Raw genomic sequence first — 26,485 nt, forward strand, 5'->3', positions numbered from 1 at the left:
CTTTCGTCTCAACCGAGGCGCGCATTCTACAGCAGCCTCATTTGCTGTCAAGTGATTATTTTCAGAAGTTTTCGAGGTTTTCCTCAACAACTTCAACCACTTGCGCTTCCGATCTCTCGTTAGCGGGAGGCGAATTCTACAGCGTTACACGCTGCTGTCAACACCTCTTTTTCTCCGCTTTCGACCGAGAGGATCGAAACGTTAATAGAGCCAAACAACATTGCTCTACCAACTCCTTCTGGGCTTCGATGGACTGAAGCAACTCGCTGTCGAATTCTGCGTAACTCTTTGTTTACCAAGGAGTTTTCCGTTTCGACTGCGCCGGAAGTGGGGCGAATTATAGACCTCCAGGATCTGCCGTCAACCCTTAATTTTGCTTTTCTATCAATTACTTACGATCGATTAAAAAACAACCAGTTCTTCTATATAAAAACCCCTTCTATATAGAAGAAACACCTCAAATGACCCCCGCCTCCTTTAAAGCGGCTACATGGCCCGCCCCCAGCCCCAGCACCTGGCTAAGAACCTGGGCCGTATGCTCGCCCAGGAGAGGAGGCGCACTGCGATACTCCACCGGCGTCTTGGACAACCGCATAGGGCTCCCCACCTGAGGCACCTTGCCCGCCAGCGGGTGAGGCAACTCTATCGCCAGACCACGCGCCTGCACCTGAGGATCGGCAAACACCTGCGCCAAGTCATTGATCGGCCCACAGGGCACACCCACCTGCTCCAGCTGGGCCACCCACTCAGCAGTGGTCTTGAACACCGTGGCCTGGCGAACCAATGGAATAAGCACCGCCCGATTGGCCACCCGCAGCTTATTAGTGGCAAACCGCGGATCATCGGCCCACTGCGGCTGCCCAGCGACCTGGGCAAACTTGCGAAACTGACTGTCATTGCCCACGGTCAGGATGAAATCGCCGTCAGCCGTAGGAAAGTCCTGATAGGGCACGATATTCGGATGCGCATTACCCAACCGCTTGGGGGATACCCCAGTCGTCAGGTAATTCATCGCCTGATTGGCCAGACAGGCCACCTGGACATCCAGCAACGCCATATCGATATGCTGGCCACCACCATCATGATCGCGGTGCGCCATAGCCGCCAGAATCGCCACCGTGGAGTAAAGCCCGGTCAAAATATCGGTCAGCGCTACACCCACCTTGACCGGACCTTCACCCTCATCCCCCTCGGGGCGCCCCGTCAGGCTCATCAACCCGCCCAATCCCTGGATCATGAAGTCATAGCCAGCCCGCGCCGCATACGGCCCCGTCTGGCCAAACCCGGTGATAGAGCAATAAATCAGCTCTGGGTTGATCTCCCTGAGCGATTCATAGTCCAGGCCATACGCGGCCAAGCCGCCGACCTTGAAGTTCTCGATCAAGATATCCGACTTCGCCGCCAGGTCGCGGACCAGCTTCTGCCCCTCCGGCCGGGTGAAGTCGATAGTCACCGACTCTTTATTACGATTGGCCGATAAGTAGTAGGACGCTTCACTGGTGTTCTGACCATAAGCATCCTTAAGGAAGGGCGGCCCCCAGGCGCGGGTATCGTCGCCACTGCCAGGCCGCTCGACCTTGATCACCTCAGCGCCGAGGTCGGCAAGAATCTGTCCGGCCCAGGGCCCCGCCAGCACCCGTGACAAATCCAGTACCCGCAGATGCGATAGCGCGCCCATGGCCACACTCCTATTAATAGAACGCCTGGATACCGGTCTGGGCGCGCCCGAGGATGAGCGCATGGACGTCATGCGTGCCTTCGTAGGTATTCACCACTTCCAGGTTGACCAGGTGCCGGGCAATCCCGAACTCGTCGGAGATACCATTGCCACCGAGCATGTCGCGGGCCATGCGCGCGATATCCAGGGACTTGCCGCAGGAATTGCGCTTCATGATCGACGTGATCTCCACCGCCGCCGTCCCTTCATCTTTCATCCGGCCCAGGCGCAGGCAACCTTGTAGGGCGAGGGTGATTTCGGTCTGCATATCGGCGAGCTTTTTCTGGATCAACTGTGTGGCAGCCAGTGGGCGCCCGAACTGCTGGCGATCGAGGGTGTACTGGCGCGCCGTGTGCCAACAGAACTCCGCTGCCCCCAAGGCGCCCCAGGAGATGCCGTAGCGGGCCGAGTTCAGGCAGGTGAACGGGCCTTTCAAGCCACGCACATCGGGGAAGATGTTCTCTTCGGGAACGAACACGTTATCCATGACGATTTCGCCGGTAATCGAAGCACGCAAGCCGACCTTGCCGTGAATCGCCGGTGCACTCAGGCCTTTCCAGCCCTTCTCCAGGACAAAACCACGGATGTCGCCCGCATCGTCCTTGCCCCAGACCACAAACACATCGGCAATCGGGCTGTTGGTGATCCACATTTTGCTGCCGGTCAGGCTATAGCCGCCATCCACCTTGCGCGCACGGGTAATCATCGCGCCCGGGTCCGAACCGTGGTTGGGCTCGGTCAGACCGAAACAACCAATCCACTCACCCGAGGCCAGCTTGGGCAGGTACTTCTGTTTTTGCGCTTCGGTGCCGAACTCATTGATCGGCACCATCACCAGGGAAGACTGCACGCTCATCATCGAGCGGTAGCCGGAGTCGACACGCTCCACTTCACGGGCAATCAAGCCGTAGCTGACATAGTTCAAGCCACTGCCACCGTACTGCTCAGGGATCATGGCGCCCAGCAGGCCGGTCTCGCCCATTTCACGGAAAATCGCAGGATCGGTCTTTTCATGACGGAAGGCTTCAAGCACACGCGGCGCCAACTTGTCCTGGGCAAATTGCTCGGCACTGTCGCGCACCATGCGCTCTTCTTCAGTGAGCTGTTGATCCAGCAGCAGTGGATCGATCCAGTTGAAGCTTGCCTTACCGCCCATGAGTGAGTCCTCGCGAAGTAAATCAAAAGTCGTGCATGCAGCCTAGGCCGGGTCAGCGAAGAGGGCAAACGAGGTTTTTGCATAGCCTTGTGCTAATTTCTCACTCCGTGATGATCAAGAAGGGCAAAACCGCCTTTTATTAGTGAGGGTACGGTACATGCATAGGAAAATCCCCAGCACCACGGCCCTGGTCAGTTTTGAAGCAGCCGCCCGCCACGAGAGCTTTACCAAGGCCGCGCAAGAACTTTCTATCACCCAGGGCGCGATCTGCCGACAGATCGCCAGCCTTGAGGAGTTTTTAAGTGTCGAGCTGTTTCGGCGCTCGCGACGCGGGGTAAAGCTCACGGAGGCCGGGCTTTCCTATAGCCGGCGGGTCGCGATGCAATTGGATGCCGTGGAACGCGACACCCTGTCAGTGATGGGCCAGCAGGGCGCCAATGTGATCGAACTGGCGGTAGTGCCCACATTCGGTACGCAGTGGCTGATCCCGCGCCTCAAGGACTTCCAGCAGCAACACCCCGAAGTCACGGTGAACCTGACCAACCGTACCCGCCCGTTCCTGTTTGCCGATACCGAGTTCGATGCCGCGGTGTATTTCGGCGATGCCGACTGGTCCGGCACCGAATCCCACCGGCTGATGGGCGAAAACCCGGTCCCCGTCTGCAGCCCGCGCCTGCTGGGGAACCATACGCACTTCAGCGCAGGGCAAATCGCCGAGCTGCCACTGCTGCAGCAAACCACGCGGCCCTACGCCTGGCGCCAATGGTTCGACGCCCAACAGCTGAATATCCCCCGGGACATGACAGGCCCGCGCTACGAGCTATTCTCCATGTTGTCCCAGGCGGCCATGCATGACATGGGGATTGCGCTGATCCCACCGTTCCTTATTCAGCGGGAACTGGGCGAGAAACAGCTGGTGATTGCCAACCAGCAGGCGCTGACCAGCAGCAAGGCCTATTACCTGATGATTCCCGAGCGAAAGGTCGAATCTGCCTCACTGCACGCCTTTCGAGACTGGTTGATTGATCAGGCACAGCGCTACAGCCAATGATTCCTGGCGGGCCGGCGAATTACTGACTCTGTAGTCAAATAATTAATAAAACTACAGATATAAATATATGTCGCCTTTAGACAGACTGTACCGATCAACTGAAAAATGGCCTGAAAGCCAATGACTGCAAGCTCTACAGCGCTTATTAACGACCAATGACTGGCGACTCATGTCGAAATTTACGCAAATCGTCTTTTCCCGCTAGAAGCCTTTAAACACCTGTATTTAAAGAGGTTATTCCAGCTTATTGCGACAATCAGTCACAGGGTGACTTGTAGTTAATTTTTCGTCACCCGTCATAATCCCTTGAAGGCCGTAAAGTTCGCCTGCAAAATGCCGCGCCCTGCTGTCATTTCAGCGGGGTCGTGCTGATCGGCCGCCCCAGTTGCGCCACTCGCGGTGCACTGGCCTTTTTACAAAAATCAAAAGCAAAAAGATCATGCAGGAGATTTGACGTGCACATTGGTGTTCCTCTCGAAACCCAGACCGGTGAAACGCGGGTTGCTGCAACCCCGGAAACCATCAAGAAGCTGATCGGCCAGGGCCATAAGGTCACTGTACAAAGCGGTGCTGGCATCAAAGCCAGCGTCGTCGACAGTGCCTATGAAACGGCAGGCGCAACCATTGGCAGTGCCGGCGACGCGTTTGGCGCTGAGCTGATTCTCAAGGTGGTCGCCCCCAGCGACAGCGAACTGACGCTGATTAAAAGCGGCACCGTGTTGGTGGGCATGCTCAATCCGTTCAGTAACGAAACCATCACCCGGCTGGCCGAACATGGCATCACGGCCTTCGCCCTGGAGGCCGCGCCGCGCACCTCCCGTGCGCAGAGCCTGGATGTGCTGTCGTCCCAAGCCAACATTGCCGGCTACAAGGCGGTGTTGCTGGCGGCCCATCACTACCCGCGCTTCATGCCAATGCTGATGACGGCCGCAGGTACCGTGAAAGCCGCTCGCGTGCTGATCCTCGGTGCTGGCGTGGCCGGCCTGCAGGCCATCGCCACGGCGAAACGCCTGGGTGCGGTCATCGAAGCGTCCGACGTACGCCCGGCCGTGAAGGAGCAGATCGAATCCCTCGGCGCCAAGTTTGTCGACGTGCCCTACGAGACCGATGAAGAGCGCGAATGCGCCGTCGGTGTCGGCGGCTATGCACGCCCGATGCCCACCAGTTGGATGCAGCGCCAGGCCCTGGCCGTGCATGAGCGCGCCAAGCAAGCCGATATCGTCATCACCACCGCCCTGATCCCGGGCCGCAAGGCCCCGACGTTGCTGAGCGCCGAAACCGTCGCCCAGATGAAGCCAGGCTCCGTGGTGATCGACCTGGCCGCCGCCCAGGGGGGCAACTGCCCTCTGACCGTCGCCGACCAGGTGGTGGTAGAAAACGGCGTGACCATTTGCGGCCCGACCAACCTTGCCGGCGCGGTCGCTGCCGATGCTTCGGCCCTGTATGCGCGCAACCTGCTGGACTTCCTGAAGCTGGTCTTCACCAAGGAAGGGCAGTTTGAAATCAACCTCGAAGACGACATCGTCGCCGCGTGCCTGATGTGCCGCGACGGCCAAGTCATCCGCAAAAACGCCTAAGCAGGGATTCAGACGATGGAAGAGCTTATCTCCCCCGGTATCTACAACCTGATCATCTTCGTGCTGGCGATTTATGTCGGTTACCACGTGGTCTGGAACGTCACCCCCGCGCTGCATACGCCGCTGATGGCCGTGACCAACGCGATCTCGGCAATTGTGATCGTTGGCGCCATGCTCGCGGCCGCACTCACCGTCACGCCGCTGGGCAAGACCATGGGCACCCTGGCCGTGGCCCTGGCCGCCGTGAACGTATTCGGCGGTTTCCTAGTTACCCGTAGGATGCTTGAGATGTTCAAGAAGAAAGCGCCCAAGGCTAAAGAAGAGGTGCAGAAGTAATGAGCATGAACCTCGTGACGACGCTCTACCTGATCGCGTCGATCTGCTTCATCCAGGCCCTCAAAGGCCTGTCGCACCCAACCACGTCCCGACGCGGCAACCTGTTCGGCATGCTCGGCATGGCGCTGGCGGTGCTCACCACCGTGGGCCTCATCTATAAGCTGGGCGCGGAGCTGGCCACTGCCGGCATCGGCTACGTGATTGTCGGCCTGCTGATCGGCGGCACCGCCGGCTCGATCATGGCCAAGCGCGTAGAAATGACCAAGATGCCGGAGCTGGTCGCCTTCATGCACAGCATGATCGGCCTGGCGGCGGTGTTTATCGCCATCGCGGCGGTGGTCGAGCCGCAATCCCTGGGGATCGTCAAGCAACTGGGTGACGCGATTCCTGCGGGTAACCGCCTGGAGCTGTTCCTCGGCGCAGCCATTGGTGCCATTACCTTCTCCGGTTCGGTGATCGCCTTCGGCAAGCTGTCGGGCAAGTACAAGTTCCGCCTGTTCCAGGGCGCACCGGTACAGTTTGGCGGCCAGCACAAGCTGAACCTGGTGCTGGGCCTGGCCACCCTGGGCCTGGGCCTGGTGTTTATGTTCACCGGCAACCTCAGTGCCTTCGCCCTGATGCTGGCCCTGGCCTTCGTGCTGGGCGTGCTGATCATCATCCCGATTGGCGGCGCCGACATGCCGGTGGTCGTCTCGATGCTCAACAGCTATTCCGGCTGGGCGGCGGCGGGTATCGGCTTCTCGCTGAACAACTCGATGCTGATCATTGCCGGCTCCCTGGTAGGTTCGAGCGGTGCGATCCTCTCGTACATCATGTGCAAGGCGATGAATCGCTCGTTCTTTAATGTGCTGCTCGGCGGCTTCGGCAATACCCCGGATGCCGCAGGGCCGGCTGGCTCCAAAGAAGCGCGCCCGGTGAAATCCGGCTCGGCCGACGATGCCACCTTCCTGCTGACCAACGCCGACACCGTGATCATCGTGCCGGGCTATGGCCTGGCGGTCGCGCGGGCACAGCATGCACTCAAGGAGCTGACCGAGAAGCTGACCCATCGCGGCGTTACCGTGAAGTATGCGATCCACCCGGTCGCCGGGCGCATGCCTGGCCACATGAACGTGCTGCTGGCCGAGGCCGAAGTGCCTTACGACCAGGTGTTCGAGATGGAAGACATCAACTCCGAGTTCGGCCAGGCCGACGTGGTGCTGGTGCTCGGCGCCAACGACGTGGTCAACCCGGCCGCCAAGAACGATCCAAAGTCGCCGATTGCCGGCATGCCGATTCTCGAAGCCTTCAAGGCCAAGACGATCATCGTCAACAAGCGCTCGATGGCCAGTGGTTATGCCGGCCTGGATAACGAACTGTTCTACCTGGACAAGACCATGATGGTCTTCGGCGATGCCAAGAAGGTCATCGAAGACATGGTCAAGGCCGTCGAATAAACACTGCTCCAGCGCAATACCCAAAACCCCGGCCTCCCGTAGGCTGGGGTTTTTTATTAGCGGGAAAAACCCGACCAAAGGCTCTAAATCGCGACCTGGCATTCGACCATGGTAGCGGGACGAACGCCTTTGAAATCACTAGACTGCCCACCTTGCCTCCGTTGCCCGAGATAACAATCCATGTACCGTGATCGTATCCGCTTGCCTTCGCTGTTGAACAAGGTCATGAGCGCCGCCGATGCTGCCGCCCTGATCGAGGACGGCATGACCGTCGGCATGAGCGGCTTTACCCGCGCCGGTGAAGCCAAGGCCGTGCCCCACGCCCTGGCCGAACGTGCCAAGACCTCGCCCCTGAAAATCACCCTGATGACCGGCGCCAGCCTGGGCAACGACCTGGACAAGCAACTGACCGAAGCCGGCGTGCTGTCGCGCCGCATGCCATTCCAGGTCGATAGCACCCTGCGCAAGGCGATCAATGCTGGCGAAGTGATGTTTATCGACCAGCACCTGTCGGAAACCGTCGAACAGTTGCGTAACAACCAGCTCAAGCTGCCGGATATCGCGGTCATCGAAGCCGTGGCCATCACCGAGCAAGGCCATATCGTGCCCACCACCTCCGTGGGCAACTCGGCCAGCTTCGCGATTTTTGCCAAGCAAGTGATCATCGAGATCAACCTGGCCCACAACCCGAATCTGGAAGGCCTGCACGACATCTATATCCCGACCTACCGTCCGACCCGTACCCCGATCCCGCTGGTCAAAGTGGATGATCGTATCGGCAGCACCGCGATCCCAATCCCGCCGGAAAAAATCGTCGCCATCGTCATCACCAACCAGGCCGACTCCGCTTCCACGGTCACGCCACCCGACAGCGACACCCAGTGGATCGCCAATCACCTGATCAACTTCCTCAAGGAGGAAGTGGATGCAGGGCGCATGACCAACAAGCTCGGCCCGCTGCAAGCCGGTATCGGTAACATTGCCAACGCGGTGATGTGCGGCCTGATCGAGTCGCCGTTTGAAGACCTGACCATGTACTCCGAAGTCCTCCAGGACTCGACCTTCGACCTGATCGACGCCGGCAAACTGAGCTTTGCCTCCGGCAGCTCGATCACCCTGTCGGAGCGGCGCAATGCCGACGTGTTCGGCAACCTGGCGCACTACAAGGACAAGCTGGTGCTGCGTCCGCAGGAAATCTCCAACCACCCGGAAGTCGTGCGGCGCCTGGGCATCATCGGCATCAATACCGCGCTGGAGTTCGACATCTACGGCAACGTCAACTCCACCCACATCTGCGGCACGCGGATGATGAACGGCATTGGCGGCTCGGGGGATTTCGCCCGCAACGCGCACCTGGCGATCTTTGTCACCAAGTCCATTGCCAAGGGCGGGGCGATTTCCAGCGTGGTGCCGATGGTCAGCCATGTCGACCATACCGAGCATGACGTCGACATCCTCGTGACCGAGATCGGCCTGGCCGACCTGCGTGGCCTGGCGCCACGGGAGCGCGCCCGGGTGATCATCGACAACTGCGTACACCCGGACTATCGCGACGCGCTCAATAACTACTTCACCGCCGCCTGCGCCATCGGCGGGCACACGCCGCACATCCTGCGTGAAGCCCTGAGCTGGCACATCAACCTGGAAGAAACCGGGCACATGCTTAAAGGCTGACAGATACAGATCCGGGCGGATGCAAACACAGTTGCATGCGCCTGGATCTGAACACGGCACCATTACAAAAAACTGTACTACTGTACCGGTCATTTCCTACCGTAAATCCCTACAAATGTTTGCGCAAATGCCTGAAACGCACCAAATAAGTGCTTACAGGTACAGTTGCCCCGTTTTAGTACAGTACAGCCGCTATAAACAGTTAACTGGCCCCTCACAATACAGGTGAACTGTATCTAGAGAGTCTTGCGTCGGAGGAGGATCATTGGCATCAGTTAAACCACTACCTAATCCCGCCACAAGCGGAAGGATGTCATCATGGAACGTACACTCAGTTCCGAACTGTTCTACGAAGATAAAGCTGTCAACACCCAGGCTTCCCTGCCTCTGCGCGTTATCGCCAACCTGATGTTGTGGCAGCGCCGCATCTCCAGCCGCCATCAACTGGCTCGTCTGGACTCGCGTCTGCTGGCCGATGCCGGGATCAGCGAAGCTCAACGCTACGAAGAGCTGAGCAAGCCGTTCTGGCGCTGATTTAGCGCCCGCTGGCCCTGACCTGCCGGGTCCACCGCCAGCACCCCGAATTGTTGTAGCAGAACCCGCCCCGGGTAATCGGAGGCGGGTTTTGTGGTTTTTGGGAGGTCGGAAATCAGCGCCAATCTATCGATAGGTACAATTATAAAAATATGAAAATTGACCAGTACAATTTTAGATCGGTTGATTTTTCCCCGCCAAATAGTCTTTTCAAACAACGACTTCCCATTGCGCACTACCCGAACAGATAGGCGCCAGCTACTATCTCGTCATTAGTTCGTCTCATATACAGGAGTCACCCCATGTCCCGTCTTCGTTTGCTGAGCGCTGCCGCCCTGCTTGCCGTCGCTGCCAATGCCAGCGCTACCAGCCTGATCGTGACCACCGACTCGATTGTTGGCGCGCTCAAAGCCACGTCCGATGCCAGCTCCGATGCCACATCGTCCCTGCGCGACAACAAAGTCGTACGCGCCGCCCGCGACGATGCCGCCAGCTTCGTCGCCAGCGAAGGCGCCATCCGTGGCGTGAAGCTGGAAAGCGCCCTGGCGCAGATCCGCCAACAGGCACCACAACTCAATAGCGCCACTGATGTGCAGCTGGCCCAGGCGATCCTGGCCATCTGAGTCGACCCTGCCTAGGGGTGCCCGCGCTGGCTCTCGCCCGGGCATTGCGCTAGCCTTGGCGCTCGTTTTCAGTTGTCGAGTCCCATGGCTTTTTCATACCGTTTGTTGATTGCTCCCACAGTGCTTGCCATCGGCGGGGCCAGTCCGGCCCAGGCCTTTGACCTGTCCACGCAAGGCCTCGTCGCTAGCGCCTATGCCACCAGCAAAGTGACCTCGGCGCCGTTCGATCGTAAAGTGCTACTGGCCGCCCAGGATGACGCTGCCGCATTTATTGCCACTGACGGCCAATGGCGGGGCGCCCGGCTGGAAAGCGCACTGGATTACCTGCGTCGCACCCAGCCAAAACTTAAGTCCGGTGACCTTGAACTGGCCCAGGCAATTCTCGTCCAATAATCATCTTTACCTTTTGGAGTCTTTCCATGCGTCGCCCGTTGATCGCAGCTGCTCTCGGCCTGTTCCTGCTGGCCGATATCGCCCAGGCACAAACCCTCGTGGCCACCAGTAACATCATTGTTCGTGCCTTCGGCCGCACCATTGATTTCACCTCGGACACCACCACCTCCATCCGCGACTCGAAAGTCGTGCGCGCAGCCCACGATGACGCTGCCAGCTTTGTTGCCAGCCATGGCGAGATCCGCGGCGTGCAACTGGAAGCGGCCTTCGACACCCTGCGCACCCGCGTGCCAGAAGCCCGCGACGCCAGCGACCAGGTTCTCGCCGAAGCCATCCTCGCATTGTGAGGCGCTTCACCGCCTGGCTATTGGCTGCGACGCTGCTGCTGGCTGGCAGCGCCGCCCAGGCCAGCCTGCAACTACGGCTCAAGACCGACGGCTTGAGCCCAGCCCAACAGCAGGCCAGCCAGGCATTGCTCGATGAAGCCATGCAGGCGCTGCCGCCGCGCTTCATCGAGCAGTTGGACCGGCGCATCGACGTCGGCTGGACCGACGACATGCCCGCCAATGCCTATGGCCAGGCGTCGCTGGTGTCCGAACTGGACCTCAACCGCAGGCTACTGGCCAGCCTTACCGATGGCACCGCCGCCACCCAGCAGACCCAGCGCCCCCACGGCACTGTGCGCCGGGAGCTGCTGGCCACCGTGCTGCATGAACTGACCCACATCTACGACCGTGCGCGCCTGTGGCCCAAGGACCAGCGCGGGTTGATCCAGCGCTGCAGCCGCCAGAACAACATCACCGGCCTGGTGGGCCTGCCCGATCAATGCCGTGGCCAGAATGACCGGCGCTTCACCCTCAGCGACGACCCGCGCTTGCTTGACCTGGCAGGCTGGCCGCAATACGTCGGCCGCCGTGGCGAGCGCGAGCAACACAACCGGCAAGTGGCCCGCAGCCCGGACCTGTACGAGATCACCAGCCCCAAGGAGTTCGTCGCGGTCAACATGGAGTACTTCCTTCTCGACCCGAGCTACGCCTGCCGCCGTCCTGCGCTGTATCGCTACTACCAGCAACACTTCGGCTGGGCCCCGCCAGCCAAGGACGCTTGCGCCAACACCTTCGCCTTCCTCAATGCCGGTAACGATTTTGCCAAGACTCCCTTGGGCCAGGTCGATCCCGAGCGTGTGTACGCCATCGACTACCTGCTGGCCGAAGCCAACCAGAACCTGGTAAGCCGCTGGGGTCACAGTATGCTGCGCCTGGTGATCTGTGCCCCGGGCCGGCCCCGTGGCCCGGATTGCCGCCTGGACCTGGACCAGCACCTGGTGTTGTCCTACCGCGCGTTCGTCGGCGACGTACAGCTATCGAGCTGGGACGGGCTGGTAGGCAAGTACCCATCACGCCTGTTCGTATTGCCCCTGGCCCAGGTGATCGACGAATACACCAAGACCGAACTGCGCGGCCTGGCATCGGTGCCCTTGATCCTCTCGCGCCAGGAAATCAACGACACCGTCGAGCACGCCGCCGAAATGCACTGGAGCTACGACGGCAATTACTACTTCCTTTCCAACAACTGCGCGGTCGAAGGCCTGAAACTGCTGCGCAGTGGCAGCGCCAACCCGCAACTGACCACCCTGGACAACATCACCCCCAACGGTTTGCTCGAAGTGCTCAAGGCCCGCGGGCTGGCCGACACCAGTGTGCTGGATGACCGCCGCGAAGCCTTGCGCCTGGGCTATCACTTCGACTCCTTCCGCGAGCGCTACCAGGCGATGTTCGAGGTGCTGAAGAAACATTTGCCGATCCCCCAGACCCAGGTCGAAGACTGGCTGGCCTTGAGCGCCGAGCAACGCAGGCAGTGGTTCGACCAGGCTGACCTGCGCACCAGCGCCGCCTTGCTGCTGCTGGAACAGGCGAGCTTTCGCAAACAGCTGATGCTCGCCCAGGACGAGGTCAAGCAGCGCTACCTCGGTGCCCGCGAGCTGAAGAACGGCGGCATGGCCAAGGCCGATGCGACGTTGCAGCAGATCCTCGCCAACAGCGGTTTCCTCAGTCGCCCGGCGGAACTGCTCGGCAGCGGCGGCTATGGATTGCCCCAACCCAAGGAGTGGCAGCGCCTGGAGTCGGAAAGCGCATCGCGCCAGAAACAGCTGCAATCGTTGACCGGCGACCTGGATAAAGAGGTGAGGGCGCTGCTGGAGCCTTCGCGGGCGGCGGAAATTGCCGCCTGCGAGGCCAATCTCAAACAAGTTGGCGAACACCTGCGGGCCTTGCACAAGGCGGCTGGTGGGTTGCAACTGCCTTAAGATCAAAAGCATCACGGGCAAGTCGAATCGTCGCACCGCCGCTCCCACACTTGAAATGCGATCAAATGTGGGAGCCGGGCTGCCCGCGATAGCGCCCTCACGCCTAACCACTTGTTTCAGACATCAAAAACAGACCAATCCTACGAAACATCTGTTCATCACCTGTTTACCCGGCGAAAGCTGGCTGAAAGCTTTCGCGATTAGGATCGCCCTCACTACCGGCAATAGACCGGTTGGCCAACCTGAGCGTTTTTATGCCCGGGGGCCCAATTAACAACAACAATGGTGATTCTGATGTCCGTTCGTACCCGCCTGTTTCCCCCCACTCCCCCCGTACGCCTCGCGCTTTTCGTTCTGCGCTGACCCCACCCGGTTCGCCATTCCCTAGCCGCGCTACGCCTGGAGTATTCCTATGCTGACTTTCCTTGGCTTTGCCATGGTCATCACGTTCATGTTCCTGATCATGACCAAGCGCCTGTCGGCGCTGATCGCCCTGATCATCGTGCCGATCCTGTTCGCACTGTTCGGTGGCTTTGCGCCGAAGATCGGCCCGATGATGCTCGAAGGCATCACCAAGCTGGCGCCCACCGGCGTGATGCTGATGTTTGCCATCCTCTACTTTGCCTTGATGATCGACTCCGGCCTGTTCGACCCGGCCGTGCGCAAGATCCTCAAGCTGGTCAAGGGCGACCCGCTGAAAGTCTCGGTCGGTACGGCCGTGCTGGCGCTGGTGGTGTCCCTGGACGGTGACGGCGCCACCACCTACATGATCTGCGTGGCCGCCATGCTGCCGCTGTACAACCGCATTGGCATGAGCCCACGGATCATGGCCGGCCTGATCATCCTCGCCGGTGGCGTAATGAACATGACGCCCTGGGGCGGCCCGACCGCCCGTGCCGCCAGTGCGCTGCACGTGGACCCCTCGGACATTTTCGTACCGATGATCCCGGCCATGGCCGCCGGCGTGGTGGCGATCCTGGTGATTGCCTATATGTACGGCCTGCGCGAGCGTGCTCGTCTGGGCGTGCTGCACCTGCAAGGCGATGAAATCGACCATAGCGAAATCAGCGTCTCGCAGTTCCCGGATGCCCGTCGCCCGAAACTGATCTGGTTCAACGGCGCCCTGACCCTGACCCTGATGTGCACCCTGATCGCCGGCCTGCTGCCACTGCCCGTGCTGTTCATGGTGGCCTTCAGTATCGCGATGATCGTCAACTACCCATGCCTGCAGCAGCAAAAAGACCGCATTGCCGCCCACTCGGGCAGCGTGCTGGCCGTGGTCGGCCTGATCTTCGCTGCCGGTATCTTCACCGGCATCCTGTCGGGTACCGGCATGGTCGACGCCATGTCCAAGAGCCTGCTGGCAGTCATCCCCGAGGCCCTGGGCCCTTACCTGGCGGTGATCACCGCGCTGGTGAGCATGCCGTTCACCTTCTTCATGTCCAACGATGCGTTCTACTACGGCGTACTGCCAGTATTGGCCGAAGCTGCCAGCCACTACGGCATCACCGCCGCAGAAATGGGCCGGGCCTCGATTGTTGGCCAGCCGGTACACTTGCTCAGCCCGCTGGTGCCATCGACTTACCTGCTGGTGGCCCTGGCCGGTATCGAATTTGGCGACCACCAACGCTTCACCCTGAAGTGGGCAGTCTTGGTGTGCCTGTGCATAATGGTTGCCGCATTGCTGTTGGGCACATTCCCGCTGTTCAGCACTCTATAATCGTAACAACTCACTGCGCCGGCCTCCCCCCCGGCGCGGTCTAACACTCGCACAAAGGAACACATATGGAATGGCTGACCAATCCAGAGATCTGGATTGCCTTCTTCACCTTGACGGCTCTCGAGATCGTCCTGGGCATCGATAACATCATCATGATTTCGATCCTGGTCAGCCGCATGCCCAAGCATATGCAGGCGCGCACCCGGATCTTCGGCCTGGCCCTGGCCATGATCACCCGGATCCTGTTGCTGCTGTCGATCACCTGGGTCATGCAACTGACCGCCGATTTGTTCACCGTTGCCGGCCAAGGTATTTCCGGTCGCGACCTGATCCTATTCTTCGGTGGCCTGTTCCTGCTGTGGAAAAGCTCCCAGGAGATGTACCACGCTCTGGAAGGTGAAGACGAAACCCACGACGAGCCGACAGGCAAGGGTGGCAAGTTCATCTACACCATCATCCAGATCGCCATCATCGACATCGTGTTCTCCCTGGACTCGGTGATTACCGCCGTGGGTATGGTTTCCCACGTACCGGTCATGGTCGCCGCGATCATCGTTGCGGTACTGGTGATGATGCTGGCTGCCGGCACCATCAGCGAGTTCATCGACAAACACCCGTCGCTGAAAATGCTCGCGCTGTCGTTCCTGCTGGTCGTAGGTACCGTGCTGATCGCCGAATCCTTCGATGTGCATGTGCCAAAAGGCTACGTGTACTTCGCCATGGCGTTCTCCCTGGCGGTAGAAGCGTTCAACATCAAGATGCGTACCGCCGTCGCGAAGAAGAAAAAGCAGCAGGATCCAGTCAAACTGCGCAAGGACATTCCGGGTCAATAAACCCGAAGTGACCGAATGGGGGCTCTTATGAGCCCCCTTTTTTTCGCCCGCAAAAAGCTGATTTCATGACAGTTTTGTTTCAAAGCCGACTTTAGCTATGCGATGCTGGCGCACAGGCCGTTCGCCAACTACAGCTTAAGTACACAACACAAAACGGCACGCGGCACTTTTTGCTCTACATCGAGCACGACTCAATACAGGGGGCCGAGCATGCTGACCCTGCTCAATCTTCTTTCTGCGGTGACCCTGCTGATCTGGGGCACGCACATCGTCCGTACCGGCATCCTGCGGGTCTACGGTTCCAACCTGCGCCAAGTCATCGGGCAGAACATGGCCAGGCGCTGGCTGGCGTTCATTGCCGGGATCCTGGTGACCGCCATGGTGCAAAGCAGCAACGCCACGGCGATGCTGGTGACCTCGTTTGTCGGCCAGGGCCTGATGGGGCTCATGCCCGCCCTGGCGACCATGCTCGGCGCCGACGTCGGTACGGCGCTGATGGCCCGGGTACTGACCCTGGATCTTTCGTGGCTGTCGCCGCTGCTGATCTTTCTCGGGGTGATCTTCTTTCTGTCGCGCAAACAGACACGCGCCGGGCAGATGGGCCGGGTCGGCATCGGCCTGGGGCTGATCATTCTTGCGCTGCAACTGATCGTCGAAGCCGCCGGGCCGATTACCCATGCCCAGGGCGTCAAAGTCCTGTTTGCCTCGCTGACCGGCGACATCCTGCTCGATGCCCTGGTGGGCGCGCTGTTTGCGATGATCTCCTACTCCAGCCTGGCCGCCGTGCTGCTGACCGCGACCCTGGCCGGTGCCGGGGTGATTGGCCTGCATGTGGCCATCGGCCTGGTGATCGGGGCCAATATCGGCAGCGGCGTGCTGGCCTTCCTCAGCACCAGCATGCAAAACGCCGCCGGCCGCCAGGTGGCCCTGGGCAGCCTGCTGTACAAGCTGATCGGCCTGTTGCTGATCATCCCTGTTCTTGACCCACTGGTGCAGTGGATGGACACCCTGGACTACAGCGCCCAGGGCATGGTCATCACCTTTCACCTGCTCTACAACGTCACCCGCTGCCTGATCCTGCTGCCCACCATCGGGCCCATGGCACGCCTGTGCGCCTGGCTGCTGCCGGAACGCCCGGAGGCCAATGGCCTGGCCAAGCCCCGCCATCTCGACCCCACGGCGCTGACCACCCCGAGCCTGGCCCTGGCCAACGCCGCGCGGGAGACCCTGCGCCTGGGCGATCTGATCGACAATATGCTGAGCGCCATGCTGGAAGTGCTGCGCGGCAAACAGACCGCCATCACCCAGCAAATGCGCAGCCTCAGCGATGATGTCGAAGCGCTGTACAGCGCGATCAAGCTGTACCTGGCGCAAATGCCCCGGGAAGACCTCAGTGAGCACGACAGCCGGCGCTGGGCCGAAATCATCGAGCTGTCGATCAACCTGAAGCTGGCCGGCGACTTGATCGAGCGCATGCTGCGCAAGGTCCAGCAGCAGAAAACCTCCCAGCGTCGCTCGTTTTCCGAAGTCGGGCTGGAAGAACTGGCCGACCTGCACAGCCAACTGATCGCCAACCTGCGCCTGGGCCTGTCGGTATTCCTCAGCGCCGACCCGGAAAGCGCCCGCCAACTCCTGCGCGAGAAGCGCCGCTTCCGTGCCCAGGAACGGCGCCTGGCCCACGCCCACGTCAGCCGCCTGCAACGCAAGATCGTGCAAAGCATCGAGACCAGCTCCCTGCACCTGGAATTGATTGCCGACATGAAACGCCTGAACTCGTTGTTTTGCAGCAGTGCTTATGTCGTGTTGGAAACTTCCGAAACCGGGGCGCTGGCCACGGACAATATTGCCGACATCACCCATTCGCCCTGAACGAACCGCCCGCCTGGGGAGTCAGTTAAAAACACCGCCCAACCAAAGTGGGAGCGGGCTTGCCCGCGATTGCGGTGGGTCAGTTGATAAAACAGTTGACTGACACTCCCCCATCGCGGGCAAGCCCGCTCCCACAAAAAGCCAGTTTCAGCCGTTATTACTCGCCAGGAACCCCGTTATGCGTCGCCTGTTACTCGCCTGCCTGCTCCTGGGCTCGTCCCACGCCTTTGCCTTTGATCGCCTGCAGGTCGAAGGCTATATGCTGCCCAACGGCCTGCAGGTGCTGCTCAAGCCGGGCACCGAGCGCGGGCATGTGGCGATCCGTCTGGTGGTGGGCGTGGGCCTGGATGACTTCAGTTGCGCCGACAAGGAACTGCCGCACCTGCTCGAACACCTGCTGTTCAGCGGCATCGACGGCGGCGGCGAAGGCGCGCTGGAAGAACAGATGCAGGCCCTGGGCGGGGAGTGGAACGCCTACACCAGCAATGCCGACACCACCTTCGTCATCGAGGCACCCGCGCGCAACCAACGCAAGGTGCTGGACCTGCTCAAGGCGATCCTGACCCGTACCGAACTGAGCGATGCCGCGATCAACGCCGCCAAGCAAGTGGTAGAACGCGAAGACGGCGGTCACTATTCGCACCTGCAACGCCTGTTGGATCGCCAGGACCTGGGCCATAACGCCAGCCACCAACTGGCGGTGGAACTGGGTCTCAAATGCGCCGAGCGCGCCGAAGCCGGCTACCTGACCCGTGCCCAACTGGAGAAAGTGCGCCAGGACTGGTACGCCCCCAACAACATGACCCTGATCATCGTCGGCGATCTCGACAAACTGCTACCGGCCTATCTGGAACGCACCTATGGCCAGCTCGAGCCGGTAGACCCCAGCGAGCATCGCCTCTTACCGCAAATCCAGGGCACCGCCGCCAGCCATCGCGACCTGATCCGTGGCTGGGTCGGCGATGGCGCCAAACTGCACTGGCTGTTCCCCGAGCCGATGCTGGACGACCAGCACGATGCCACCTACGACCTGCTCAAGGATTATCTGGATTGGGCGCTGTATCGCCAGTTACGCCTGCAGCATGGCCTGTCCTATGGCCCGTGGAGCGAGCGCGAAGTGCTGGGCGGCGTGGGTTTCATGAGCCTCAACGCCGACCTGGACCGCGACCGCCTGCCCGAAGCCGAACACGTCCTCGAAAGCCTCAAGGCCACGTTGCTTGAAGATGGCCTTGACCGGGCCACCTTTAACCGCCTGCAACACGCCGCCATCGACCGCCAGGCCTGGGCCGTGCAGGGCAATAGCGCCCTGGCCGACTACTATTGGGGCGCCTTGGCCGACTACACCGATGGCCGTTTCAGCGACCCGGCCAAGCGCATCAAGGCCGTGAGCCTGGCGCAGGCCAACCAGGCCATGCGCCAACTGTTCAACCAGCCCGGCTACTGGCGCATCGAAAAACCGCTGCTCAGTTACGATGCCCTAAGCTGGATCAGCGCGGGCGCGCTGGGGCTAATCATCATTGGCTGGCTTGGCGTGCGCCGTTATCGCAAAGCAATTGCGTAATCACACGCCACTCAAAGCGCTAAGACGTTATTCTGTCTGGGATTTTTTCCTACAAAGACTGCGAACCGTCGAATGCCAAACCTGACCCTTTTCATACAGCGCATCCTCGAACTGATGAAGCGCTACCCAGGGGTGATCGCACTCGGCGGTTTTATCTCGGGCGTGGGCAGCTTTATCCTGGTGGACCGCCAACAAGGCATGGCCAGCTGGATCGCCATCGTCCTGCTGGTGAGCTGGTTGTGGCTGATGCTGGAAAACAGCTTCACCCAGTTGTTCAGCAAGGTCTTCAAGCGGGAAATCCCCGAACCGTTGCTGCGCTACGCCACACAGATGATCCATCAGGAAAGCCTGTTCTTTGTCCTGCCGTTCTTTTTTGTCACCACCACCTGGAACAGCAGCCAGTCGATTTTCACCGGCCTGCTGGGCGCCGCCGCGCTCATCTCAATCACCGACCCGCTGTACTACAAATGGCTCGCGCCCAAGCGCTGGCTGTTCCTCGCCCTGCACACCCTGACCCTGTTTGCCGCCTTGCTCACCGCGCTGCCGATCATCCTGCACCTGACCACCGCCCAGAGCTACAAGCTGGCGCTGGGCGTGGCGATGCTGTTGTCGATCCCCAGCCTGGCCGTGAGCCTGCCGCTGCGCAGCCTCAAGGGTTGGCTGATGCTACTGGGCGTGACGGTGACGATTGGTTGCGCGGGCTGGTTCCTGCGCAGCTGGGTGCCGCCGGCCACGCTGTGGATGACCGAAGTGGCGATCAGCACTCAAATGCAGGACCGCACCCCCGGCGATGACCTCAAGGAAGTCAGCGCCAGCCAACTGCGCAGCAACGGCCTGTACGCCTACACCGCGATCAACGCACCGCGCGGGCTGGACGAGCGCATCTACCATGTGTGGCAGTTCAACGGCAAAGAGGTCGACCGCATCGCCCTGGATATCCATGGCGGGCGCAAGGAAGGCTACCGGGCCTGGACCCACAAGCAGAACTTCCCGGCAAATGCCGTGGGCCGCTGGCAAGTACGGGTGCTGACCGAAGATGGCCAGGTGATCGGCGTGTTGCGCTTTAAAGTCACTGACACAGCGCAAACGGACACGCCAAAGTAGGACAGATCGTGCTATTACATAGCAATTGTGGAATAGCCAAACAAGCTCGGAGCTTATGACCAGTAGCACAACGGCAGGTAATGCCCATCTGGACGCGTCCACCCAGCCGCCCCAACTGCGGGTCACCGGGGACTGGACGCTGGCCCACTACAGCACCCTCCAGCGGTTGTCCGCGAGCCTCGACGGCCAGTACGACGCCAACACCCGCGTCGACCTCAATGGCCTCGGCGCACTGGACACCGCCGGCGCCTCGCTGCTGGTCGAACTGCTCGGCCCCGAGCGCATCGAGCACAGCGCCGAACAAACCGACTGTACTCTGCCCGCCGCCGACCGGGCGCTGCTCAAGACCGTCTACCGCGCCCTGAATGATTTTTGTGTGCCGGTCAAAGAACCGCAGGAAAGCGCCGGCATCCAACTGCTGGCGCGCATCGGCGGCGCGGTGGATACCGTCTGGCAAGATGCCATGCAGCTGCTGGGCTTTATCGGCCTGATCCTCGAAACCCTCGCCCGCGGCGTGTTCCGGCCCAAGCGCTGGCGCCTGACGCCGATGGTGGCGCATATCGAACAGACCGGGCTCGATGCCGCCCCCATCGTCGCCTTGCTGACCTTTCTGGTGGGCGCCGTGGTCGCGTTTCTCGGCGCCACGGTGCTGGAAAGTTTCGGCGCGAGTATTTTTACCGTGGACTTGGTGGCGTTTTCCTTCCTGCGGGAGTTTGGCGTCCTGCTCACCGCGATCCTGATGGCCGGCCGCACCGCCAGTGCCTTCACCGCACAGATCGGCTCGATGAAGGCCAACGAAGAAATCGACGCCATCCGCACCCTGGGCCTGGACCCCATGGAGTTGCTGGTGCTGCCCCGTGTCCTTGCGTTGCTGGTGGCGTTGCCGATGCTGACCTTCCTCGCCATGATCTCGGGGATTATCGGCGGCGGTGTGGTGTGCGCCGTGGCCCTGGATATCTCGCCGGCGATGTTCCTCTCGCTGTTGCAGTCGGACATTGGCGTCGAGCATTTGCTGGTGGGCCTGGTCAAGGCGCCGATCTTCGCGTTCCTGATCGCCGCCATTGGCTGCCTGGAAGGCTTCAAGGTCAGCGGCAGCGCCGAATCGGTCGGCGCCCACACCACCTCCGCGGTGGTGCAATCGATTTTCGTGGTGATCGTGCTCGACGCGGTGGCCGCACTGTTCTTTATGGAGATGGGCTGGTGAGCCGTTTACAGCGAGCGCCCAGCGCGGCGGTGATTGAGGTGCGTGGCCTGTGCAACCGCTTTGGCCCGCAGAGCGTGCATGAAAACCTCGACCTGGATCTGTACAAGGGCGAAATTCTCGCCGTGGTGGGCGGTTCGGGCAGCGGCAAGTCGGTGCTGCTGCGCAGCATCATCGGCCTGCGCCGGCCCAGTGAAGGCCAGGTGCGGGTGTTCGGGCAGAACCTGCCAAGCCTGTCGGAGCACGAACGCTCCCTGGTGGAACGCCGCTTCGGCGTGCTGTTCCAGAAGGGCGCGCTGTTTTCCTCGCTAACGGTCACGGAAAACGTCGCCCTGCCACTGATCGAGCATGCCGGCCTGAGCCGCGCCGATGCCGAACACCTGGCGGCGGTGAAGCTGGCCCTGGCCGGGCTACCGTTGTCGGCGGCCGACAAATACCCGTCGTCACTGTCGGGCGGGATGATCAAGCGCGCGGCCCTGGCCCGCGCCCTGGCCCTGGACCCGGACATTCTGTTTCTCGATGAACCGACCGCCGGCCTCGATCCCATCGGGGCGGCGGCGTTCGACCAACTGATCCTGACCCTGCGCGATGCCTTGGGCCTGAGTGTGCTGCTGATCACCCATGACCTCGACACGCTCTACACCATCACCGACCGTGTGGCGGTGCTGGCGCAGAAAAAGGTACTGGTGGCGGGTGCCATCGATGTTGTCTCGCAAACGAACGACGCCTGGATTCACGAATACTTTCATGGCCCCCGGGGCCGCGCGGCATTGGATGCCGCTCAACAGCTCAACGAGGTATGACATGGAAACCCGAGCCCATCATGTGATGATCGGTCTGTTCAGCGTGCTCGTCGTGGTCGGCGCCATGCTGTTTGGCCTGTGGCTGGCCAAGTCCAGCGTCGACAGCGCGTTCCAGGATTACGAAGTGATCTTCAACGAAGCGGTCAGCGGCCTGTCCCAGGGCAGCGCGGTGCAGTACAGCGGGATCAAGGTGGGCGATGTCACCAGCCTGCGCCTGGACCCGAAAGACCCGCGCCGCGTACTGGCGCGTATCCGCCTGGCCGGGCAGACACCGATCAAGGAAGACACCCAGGCCAAGCTGGCGCTGACCGGCATCACCGGCACCTCGATCATCCAGCTCAGCGGCGGCACCCCACAAAGCCCCGAGCTCAAGGGCAAGAACGGCGAACTGCCGCAGATCACCGCCTCACCATCGCCCATTGCCCGCTTGCTGAACAACAGCAACGACTTGATGACCAGCATCAACCTGCTGCTGCACAACGCCAATCGCATGTTCTCGCCCGATAACGTCGACCGCCTGAGCAGCACCCTGGCCCACCTGGAACAAACCACCGGGGCCATCGCCGAGCAACGAGGCGATATCAAAGTGGTGATGCAGCAACTGGCCCAGGTCAGCAAACAGGCCGGTGCCACCCTGGAGCAGACCACCGCACTGATGCGCAACGCCAACGGCCTGCTCAACGACCAGGGCAAGCAGATGTTCGGCAGTGCACAAGGGGCCATGCACGCCCTGGAGCAAAGTACCGCGACCATCAACAACCTGTTGAGCGACAACAAAGACTCACTCAACAGCGGCATGCAGGGCCTCAACGAACTGGCGCCGGCCGTGCGCGAACTGCGCGATACCCTCGGCTCCTTGCGGGCCATTTCCCGTCGTCTGGAAGCCAACCCCAGCGGGTATCTGCTGGGCAGTGACAAGAACAAGGAGTTCACGCCATGAAGCGTGCTTACCAAATGATCCTGCCGGTGGCCCTGGCCCTGGTCAGCGCCTGCTCGATCCTGCCCAAGGCCGACCCGTCCAACGTCTATCGGCTGCCGGCAGCCCAGGCCACAACCCATGGCAGCCCGGGCACCTGGTCATTGCGCCTGGCCAAGCCACAGGCCAGTGAATTCCTCGACAGCCCACGCATTGCCGTAGTGCCCCAGGGCGACTTGATCAGCAGCTATGCCCAGTCGCGCTGGAGCGATCCGGCGCCGGTGCTGCTGCGCAACCGTCTGCTGGACGGCTTCCAGCGTGATGGCCGGGTGGCGTTCCTGAGCACCGATGACACCAACCTGCAGGCGGATTTCGAGCTGGGCGGGCAGTTGCAGGCCTTCCAGAGCGAGTACCGGGGCGGGGCAGTGGAGGTGGTGATACGCCTGGACGCGCGACTGGTGCGCGGCAGTGACCAGCGGATCGTGGCGGCCAAGCGCTTTGAAGTGCGCCAGCCGGTGAGTGATACCCAGGTGCCGGCGGTGGTGGCCGGGTTTGGGTTGGCGGGGGATCAGTTGAACAAGCAGGTGGTGGATTGGGTGGTGGCGCAGGGCAATGCAGCGCCGAAACGCTGAGGGCCTCATCGCAGGCAAGCCAGCTCCCACATTTTGATGTGTGAACACCGTCAAATGTGGGAGCTGGCTTGCCTGCGATAGCGGTCTGAAGCTTAGCCAAAGAACCAGTAGCAAACCGCAATCGCCGCCACCACACCCGCCAGCTCCGCCAGCAACGCACACCCCACCGCATGCCGCGCCCGCTGGATGCCCACCGAGCCAAAGTACACCGCCAGCACATAGAAGGTGGTCTCGGTACTGCCCTGGATCGTCGCCGCCACCAGCGCCGCGAAGCTGTCCACGCCTTGGGTCTGCATGGTCTCGATCAGCATCGCCCGCGCCGCGCTGCCGGAGAATGGCTTGACCATCGCCGTGGGCAAGGCGTCGACAAAGCGCGTGTCCAGCCCGGTCCAGGCCACCAGGTGGCGAATACCTTCGAGGCCAAACTCCAGCGCCCCGGAGGCGCGCAGTACGCCAACTGCACACAGCATCGCCACCAGGTACGGCAGCAGGTTCTTGGCGACGTCGAAGCCCTCTTTGGCGCCTTCGACAAACGCTTCGTAGACCTTGACCTTGCGCAACGCGCCGATCAGCAAGAACAGCATGATCAGGCCAAACAGCGTGAGGTTGCCGAGGATCGAGGACAAGCCCGCCAGGGCCGTGGCCGACAGAGTGGCCAGCAAAGCCATGAAGCCGCCCAGCACCAGCGCACCGGGGATCAGGTACGCCAGCACCACCGGGTCCCACAGGCGCAGGCGCTGCATCAGCGCCACCGACAGCAGGCCCACCAGGGTCGAGGCGCTGGTGGCCAGCAGGATCGGCAGGAACACCAGGGTCGGGTCAGGCGCGCCTTGCTGGGCGCGGTACATAAAGATCGTCACCGGCAGCAGGGTCAGGGAGGACGCGTTGAGCACCAGGAACAGGATCTGCGCGTTGGTCGCGGTGTTGGGGATTGGGTTGAGCTCTTGCAGCGCCTTCATGGCCTTGAGGCCGATCGGCGTCGCCGCGTTATCCAGGCCCAGGCCGTTGGCGGCAAAGTTGAGGGTGATCAGGCCGATGGCCGGGTGACCGGCCGGCACTTCCGGCATCAGCCGCAGGAACAGCGGGCCCAGGGCCTTGGCCAGCCACTCGACAATCCCGGCCTTCTCGGCGATACGCAAAAAGCCCAGCCACAGGGTCAAGGTGCCGAACAGCAGCACCATCACTTCCACCGACAGTTTGGCCATGGCGAAGATACTCTCCACCATCGCCGCAAAGATCCCGGCATTGCCCCCCACCAGCCATTGCGCCAGCGCCGAGACCATTGCCACGACAAAGAAGCCAAGCCACAGGCCATTGAGCATCAGTCACACCCCTTTAAATATGTGGCGAATGATAGCGGGGCTGGCAGAAACGACAAACCCCGGATTTACCGGGGTTTGTGCGTATCAAGCAGGGATCAGCCCTGGCTGGTCTCGCCAGCCGGCAGCGCGGTCTTGGTCCGCCAGTGCGGCAGGGAGTTCCAGTAGCGCTCGCCCTTGGCATCGTCGTACATGCCTTCCCAACGCGCGATGACCAACACGGCCAGGGCGTTGCCGATCACGTTCAGGGCGGTACGCGCCATGTCCATGATGCGGTCGACACCGGCGATGAAGGCCAGGCCTTCCAATGGGATGCCCACACTGCCCAGGGTCGCCAGCAGGACCACGAAGGACACGCCCGGCACGCCGGCGATACCTTTGGAGGTGACCATCAGGGTCAGTACCAGCATCAGTTGCTGGCCAACCGACAGGTCGATGCCATACAGCTGGGCAATAAAGATCGCCGCAATACTCTGGTACAGGGTCGAACCGTCAAGGTTGAACGAGTAACCGGTCGGCACCACGAAGCTGCAAATGGCTTTCGGCGCACCGTAGGCTTCCATCTTCTCGATCACCCGTGGCAGCACGGTCTCGGAGCTGGCGGTGGAGTAGGCCAGTACCAGCTCATCCTTGAAGATGCGCATCAGCTTGATCACCGAGAAGCCAAACAGGCGGGCGATCAGGCCAAGAATCACAAAGGCGAAGAACAGGATGGCGACGTAGACCAGGATCACCAGCTTGGCCAACGGCAGCAGCGAGGCGAAGCCGAAGTTGGCCACGGTCACGGCGATCAGGGCGAATACGCCGATAGGGGCGTACTTCATGATCATGTGGGTGACTTTGAACATGCTCTCGGACACGCCCTGGAACATCGTTACCAGGGGCTCGCGCAGGTCTGGCTTGAGGCTCGACAAGCCCAGGCCGAACAGCACGGAGAAGAAGATGATCGGCAGCATCTCGCCACGGGCCACGGCGGCAAAGATGTTCGACGGGATCAGGTTGAGGATGGTCTCGATGAACGCATGTTCATGCTGCACCTCGGCGGCGGTCGCCTGGTACTTGGAGATATCCACGGTGCCCAGGGTGCTCATGTCGATCCCGGCACCGGGGTGGAACAGGTTAGCCAGCAGCAGACCGACCACAATCGCAATGGTCGTGACCACTTCAAAGTAGACAATGGTCTTTACACCGATCCGACCGAGCTTTTTCGCATCCCCCACACCAGCGATTCCGACAATCAGCGACGAAATCACGATCGGGATCACGATCATCTTGATCAGGCGGATAAAGATATCGCCCGCCGGCTGCAATACGTTGCTGATCCACCAGGCTTTTTCGGCACTGAAGTGGTTGAGTACAGCACCGATTGCAATCCCTAGTACCAGACCGATGAGGATCTGCCAGGCGAGGCTTAATTTTGCCTTCTTCATGTCATTACCCTTGTTTCAAGTGGACTCAGGCAGATGCGCCAGCTGGAACGCCCGGGAGCGAAAAAGTGTGAGCATCAGCCTCCATTGAAGGTCACCGCAGATGGCCGATATGGCTTACTGGCAAGCGAAAAAAGGCGCAACTATTCCGATGCGTGGGGGCATAGTCTAATGCCGTAAACGCCTACCCTATGCCGAATCGGCATGGGTTTTTGCAAAGAAAATTGTCTGTTTGGTCAGTTTGAATGCGACATTTTGTCAGGCATACATGCCGTGAACCGGCCATTTCAGGCTCGCT

Annotated in this window: 23 protein-coding genes; 19 read left to right on the top strand and 4 right to left on the bottom strand. The window is 61.0% G+C overall.

The features are described 5' to 3' along the window. Positions 1–457: 457 nt before the first annotated feature. Entirely contained in the window at positions 458–1,678 is a 1,221-nt protein-coding gene (locus AC07W7_RS22800; protein WP_236309269.1) for a CaiB/BaiF CoA transferase family protein, read from the bottom strand. Between the two features lie 13 nt (positions 1,679–1,691). Next, positions 1,692–2,873, bottom strand: a complete 1,182-nt coding sequence (locus AC07W7_RS22805) for an acyl-CoA dehydrogenase (RefSeq protein WP_029290432.1) — start codon at positions 2,871–2,873, stop codon at positions 1,692–1,694. Between the two features lie 157 nt (positions 2,874–3,030). On the opposite strand from AC07W7_RS22805, the gene AC07W7_RS22810 reads away from it, so the two are divergent. The 19 genes from AC07W7_RS22810 (at position 3,031) to AC07W7_RS22900 (ending at position 23,441) form a co-directional block, all read left to right on the top strand. Then, the gene (locus tag AC07W7_RS22810) at positions 3,031–3,924 is read left to right on the top strand and encodes a LysR family transcriptional regulator (RefSeq protein ID WP_495040174.1); all 894 of its coding nucleotides are present in this window, start codon (positions 3,031–3,033) and stop codon (positions 3,922–3,924) included. A 455-nt stretch (positions 3,925–4,379) separates the two neighbouring features. After that, on the top strand, positions 4,380–5,501 hold the full coding sequence (locus tag AC07W7_RS22815) for a Re/Si-specific NAD(P)(+) transhydrogenase subunit alpha (protein WP_076963400.1): 1,122 nt from the start codon (positions 4,380–4,382) through the stop codon (positions 5,499–5,501). Positions 5,502–5,516: 15 nt separating this feature from the next. Beyond that, positions 5,517–5,837 carry an NAD(P) transhydrogenase subunit alpha part 2 gene (locus tag AC07W7_RS22820; protein ID WP_003233786.1) on the top strand — a complete coding sequence of 107 codons (321 nt, stop codon included), beginning with the start codon at positions 5,517–5,519 and terminating at the stop codon, positions 5,835–5,837. Further along, a complete protein-coding gene (locus AC07W7_RS22825; RefSeq protein WP_038444899.1) occupies positions 5,837–7,273 on the top strand; it encodes an NAD(P)(+) transhydrogenase (Re/Si-specific) subunit beta in 1,437 nt (478 codons plus the stop codon). Before AC07W7_RS22820 ends, AC07W7_RS22825 begins: the two co-directional genes overlap by 1 nt. A gap of 180 nt (positions 7,274–7,453) precedes the next feature. Further along, on the top strand, positions 7,454–8,947 hold the full coding sequence (scpC, locus tag AC07W7_RS22830) for a succinyl-CoA:acetate CoA-transferase ScpC (RefSeq protein WP_169897646.1): 1,494 nt from the start codon (positions 7,454–7,456) through the stop codon (positions 8,945–8,947). Positions 8,948–9,265: 318 nt separating this feature from the next. Further along, positions 9,266–9,481 carry a DUF1127 domain-containing protein gene (locus tag AC07W7_RS22835; protein WP_076963398.1) on the top strand — a complete coding sequence of 72 codons (216 nt, stop codon included), beginning with the start codon at positions 9,266–9,268 and terminating at the stop codon, positions 9,479–9,481. Positions 9,482–9,783: 302 nt separating this feature from the next. Next, positions 9,784–10,104 carry a DUF2388 domain-containing protein gene (locus AC07W7_RS22840; RefSeq protein ID WP_099169542.1) on the top strand — a complete coding sequence of 107 codons (321 nt, stop codon included), beginning with the start codon at positions 9,784–9,786 and terminating at the stop codon, positions 10,102–10,104. Positions 10,105–10,188: 84 nt separating this feature from the next. Next, a complete protein-coding gene (locus AC07W7_RS22845; protein WP_076963396.1) occupies positions 10,189–10,497 on the top strand; it encodes a DUF2388 domain-containing protein in 309 nt (102 codons plus the stop codon). A 26-nt stretch (positions 10,498–10,523) separates the two neighbouring features. After that, positions 10,524–10,844: a DUF2388 domain-containing protein gene (locus AC07W7_RS22850; RefSeq protein WP_099169544.1), complete on the top strand. Its 321-nt coding sequence runs from the start codon at positions 10,524–10,526 to the stop codon at positions 10,842–10,844. Further along, positions 10,841–12,802 carry a DUF7844 domain-containing protein gene (locus tag AC07W7_RS22855; protein ID WP_495040175.1) on the top strand — a complete coding sequence of 654 codons (1,962 nt, stop codon included), beginning with the start codon at positions 10,841–10,843 and terminating at the stop codon, positions 12,800–12,802. The genes AC07W7_RS22850 and AC07W7_RS22855 overlap by 4 nt, the downstream gene beginning before the upstream one ends. A gap of 412 nt (positions 12,803–13,214) precedes the next feature. Beyond that, positions 13,215–14,522 carry a CitMHS family transporter gene (locus AC07W7_RS22860; protein ID WP_076963393.1) on the top strand — a complete coding sequence of 436 codons (1,308 nt, stop codon included), beginning with the start codon at positions 13,215–13,217 and terminating at the stop codon, positions 14,520–14,522. A 65-nt stretch (positions 14,523–14,587) separates the two neighbouring features. Continuing rightward, complete coding sequence (locus tag AC07W7_RS22865) at positions 14,588–15,355, top strand: TerC family protein (protein ID WP_076963392.1); 768 nt, start codon at positions 14,588–14,590, stop codon at positions 15,353–15,355. Positions 15,356–15,565: 210 nt separating this feature from the next. Further along, positions 15,566–17,224, top strand: a complete 1,659-nt coding sequence (locus AC07W7_RS22870) for a Na/Pi cotransporter family protein (protein ID WP_495040176.1) — start codon at positions 15,566–15,568, stop codon at positions 17,222–17,224. Positions 17,225–17,402: 178 nt separating this feature from the next. Further along, complete coding sequence (locus AC07W7_RS22875; protein ID WP_076963390.1) at positions 17,403–18,785, top strand: M16 family metallopeptidase; 1,383 nt, start codon at positions 17,403–17,405, stop codon at positions 18,783–18,785. Positions 18,786–18,857: 72 nt separating this feature from the next. Continuing rightward, positions 18,858–19,889, top strand: coding sequence for a DUF5924 family protein (locus tag AC07W7_RS22880; RefSeq protein WP_169902002.1), 1,032 nt, complete (start codon positions 18,858–18,860; stop codon positions 19,887–19,889). Positions 19,890–19,944: 55 nt separating this feature from the next. Then, the gene (locus tag AC07W7_RS22885) at positions 19,945–21,093 is read left to right on the top strand and encodes an MlaE family ABC transporter permease (protein ID WP_169865807.1); all 1,149 of its coding nucleotides are present in this window, start codon (positions 19,945–19,947) and stop codon (positions 21,091–21,093) included. Continuing rightward, entirely contained in the window at positions 21,090–21,893 is an 804-nt protein-coding gene (locus tag AC07W7_RS22890; RefSeq protein ID WP_076963387.1) for an ABC transporter ATP-binding protein, read from the top strand. Before AC07W7_RS22885 ends, AC07W7_RS22890 begins: the two co-directional genes overlap by 4 nt. A gap of 1 nt (position 21,894) precedes the next feature. Further along, positions 21,895–22,833: an MlaD family protein gene (locus tag AC07W7_RS22895; RefSeq protein WP_076963386.1), complete on the top strand. Its 939-nt coding sequence runs from the start codon at positions 21,895–21,897 to the stop codon at positions 22,831–22,833. Next, positions 22,830–23,441, top strand: a complete 612-nt coding sequence (locus tag AC07W7_RS22900; protein WP_099169547.1) for an ABC-type transport auxiliary lipoprotein family protein — start codon at positions 22,830–22,832, stop codon at positions 23,439–23,441. The genes AC07W7_RS22895 and AC07W7_RS22900 overlap by 4 nt, the downstream gene beginning before the upstream one ends. 92 nt (positions 23,442–23,533) lie before the next feature. Here AC07W7_RS22900 and AC07W7_RS22905 read toward each other — a convergent pair whose 3' ends face one another. Together AC07W7_RS22905 and gltP are read right to left on the bottom strand one after the other, a co-directional pair. Further along, positions 23,534–24,763, bottom strand: coding sequence for a nucleoside recognition domain-containing protein (locus tag AC07W7_RS22905; protein ID WP_076963384.1), 1,230 nt, complete (start codon positions 24,761–24,763; stop codon positions 23,534–23,536). Positions 24,764–24,858: 95 nt separating this feature from the next. Then, on the bottom strand, positions 24,859–26,190 hold the full coding sequence (gene gltP / locus AC07W7_RS22910) for a glutamate/aspartate:proton symporter GltP (RefSeq protein WP_057444842.1): 1,332 nt from the start codon (positions 26,188–26,190) through the stop codon (positions 24,859–24,861). Positions 26,191–26,485 lie beyond the last annotated feature (295 nt).

This window comes from Pseudomonas sp. GW821-FHT01D09, assembly GCF_059422465.1.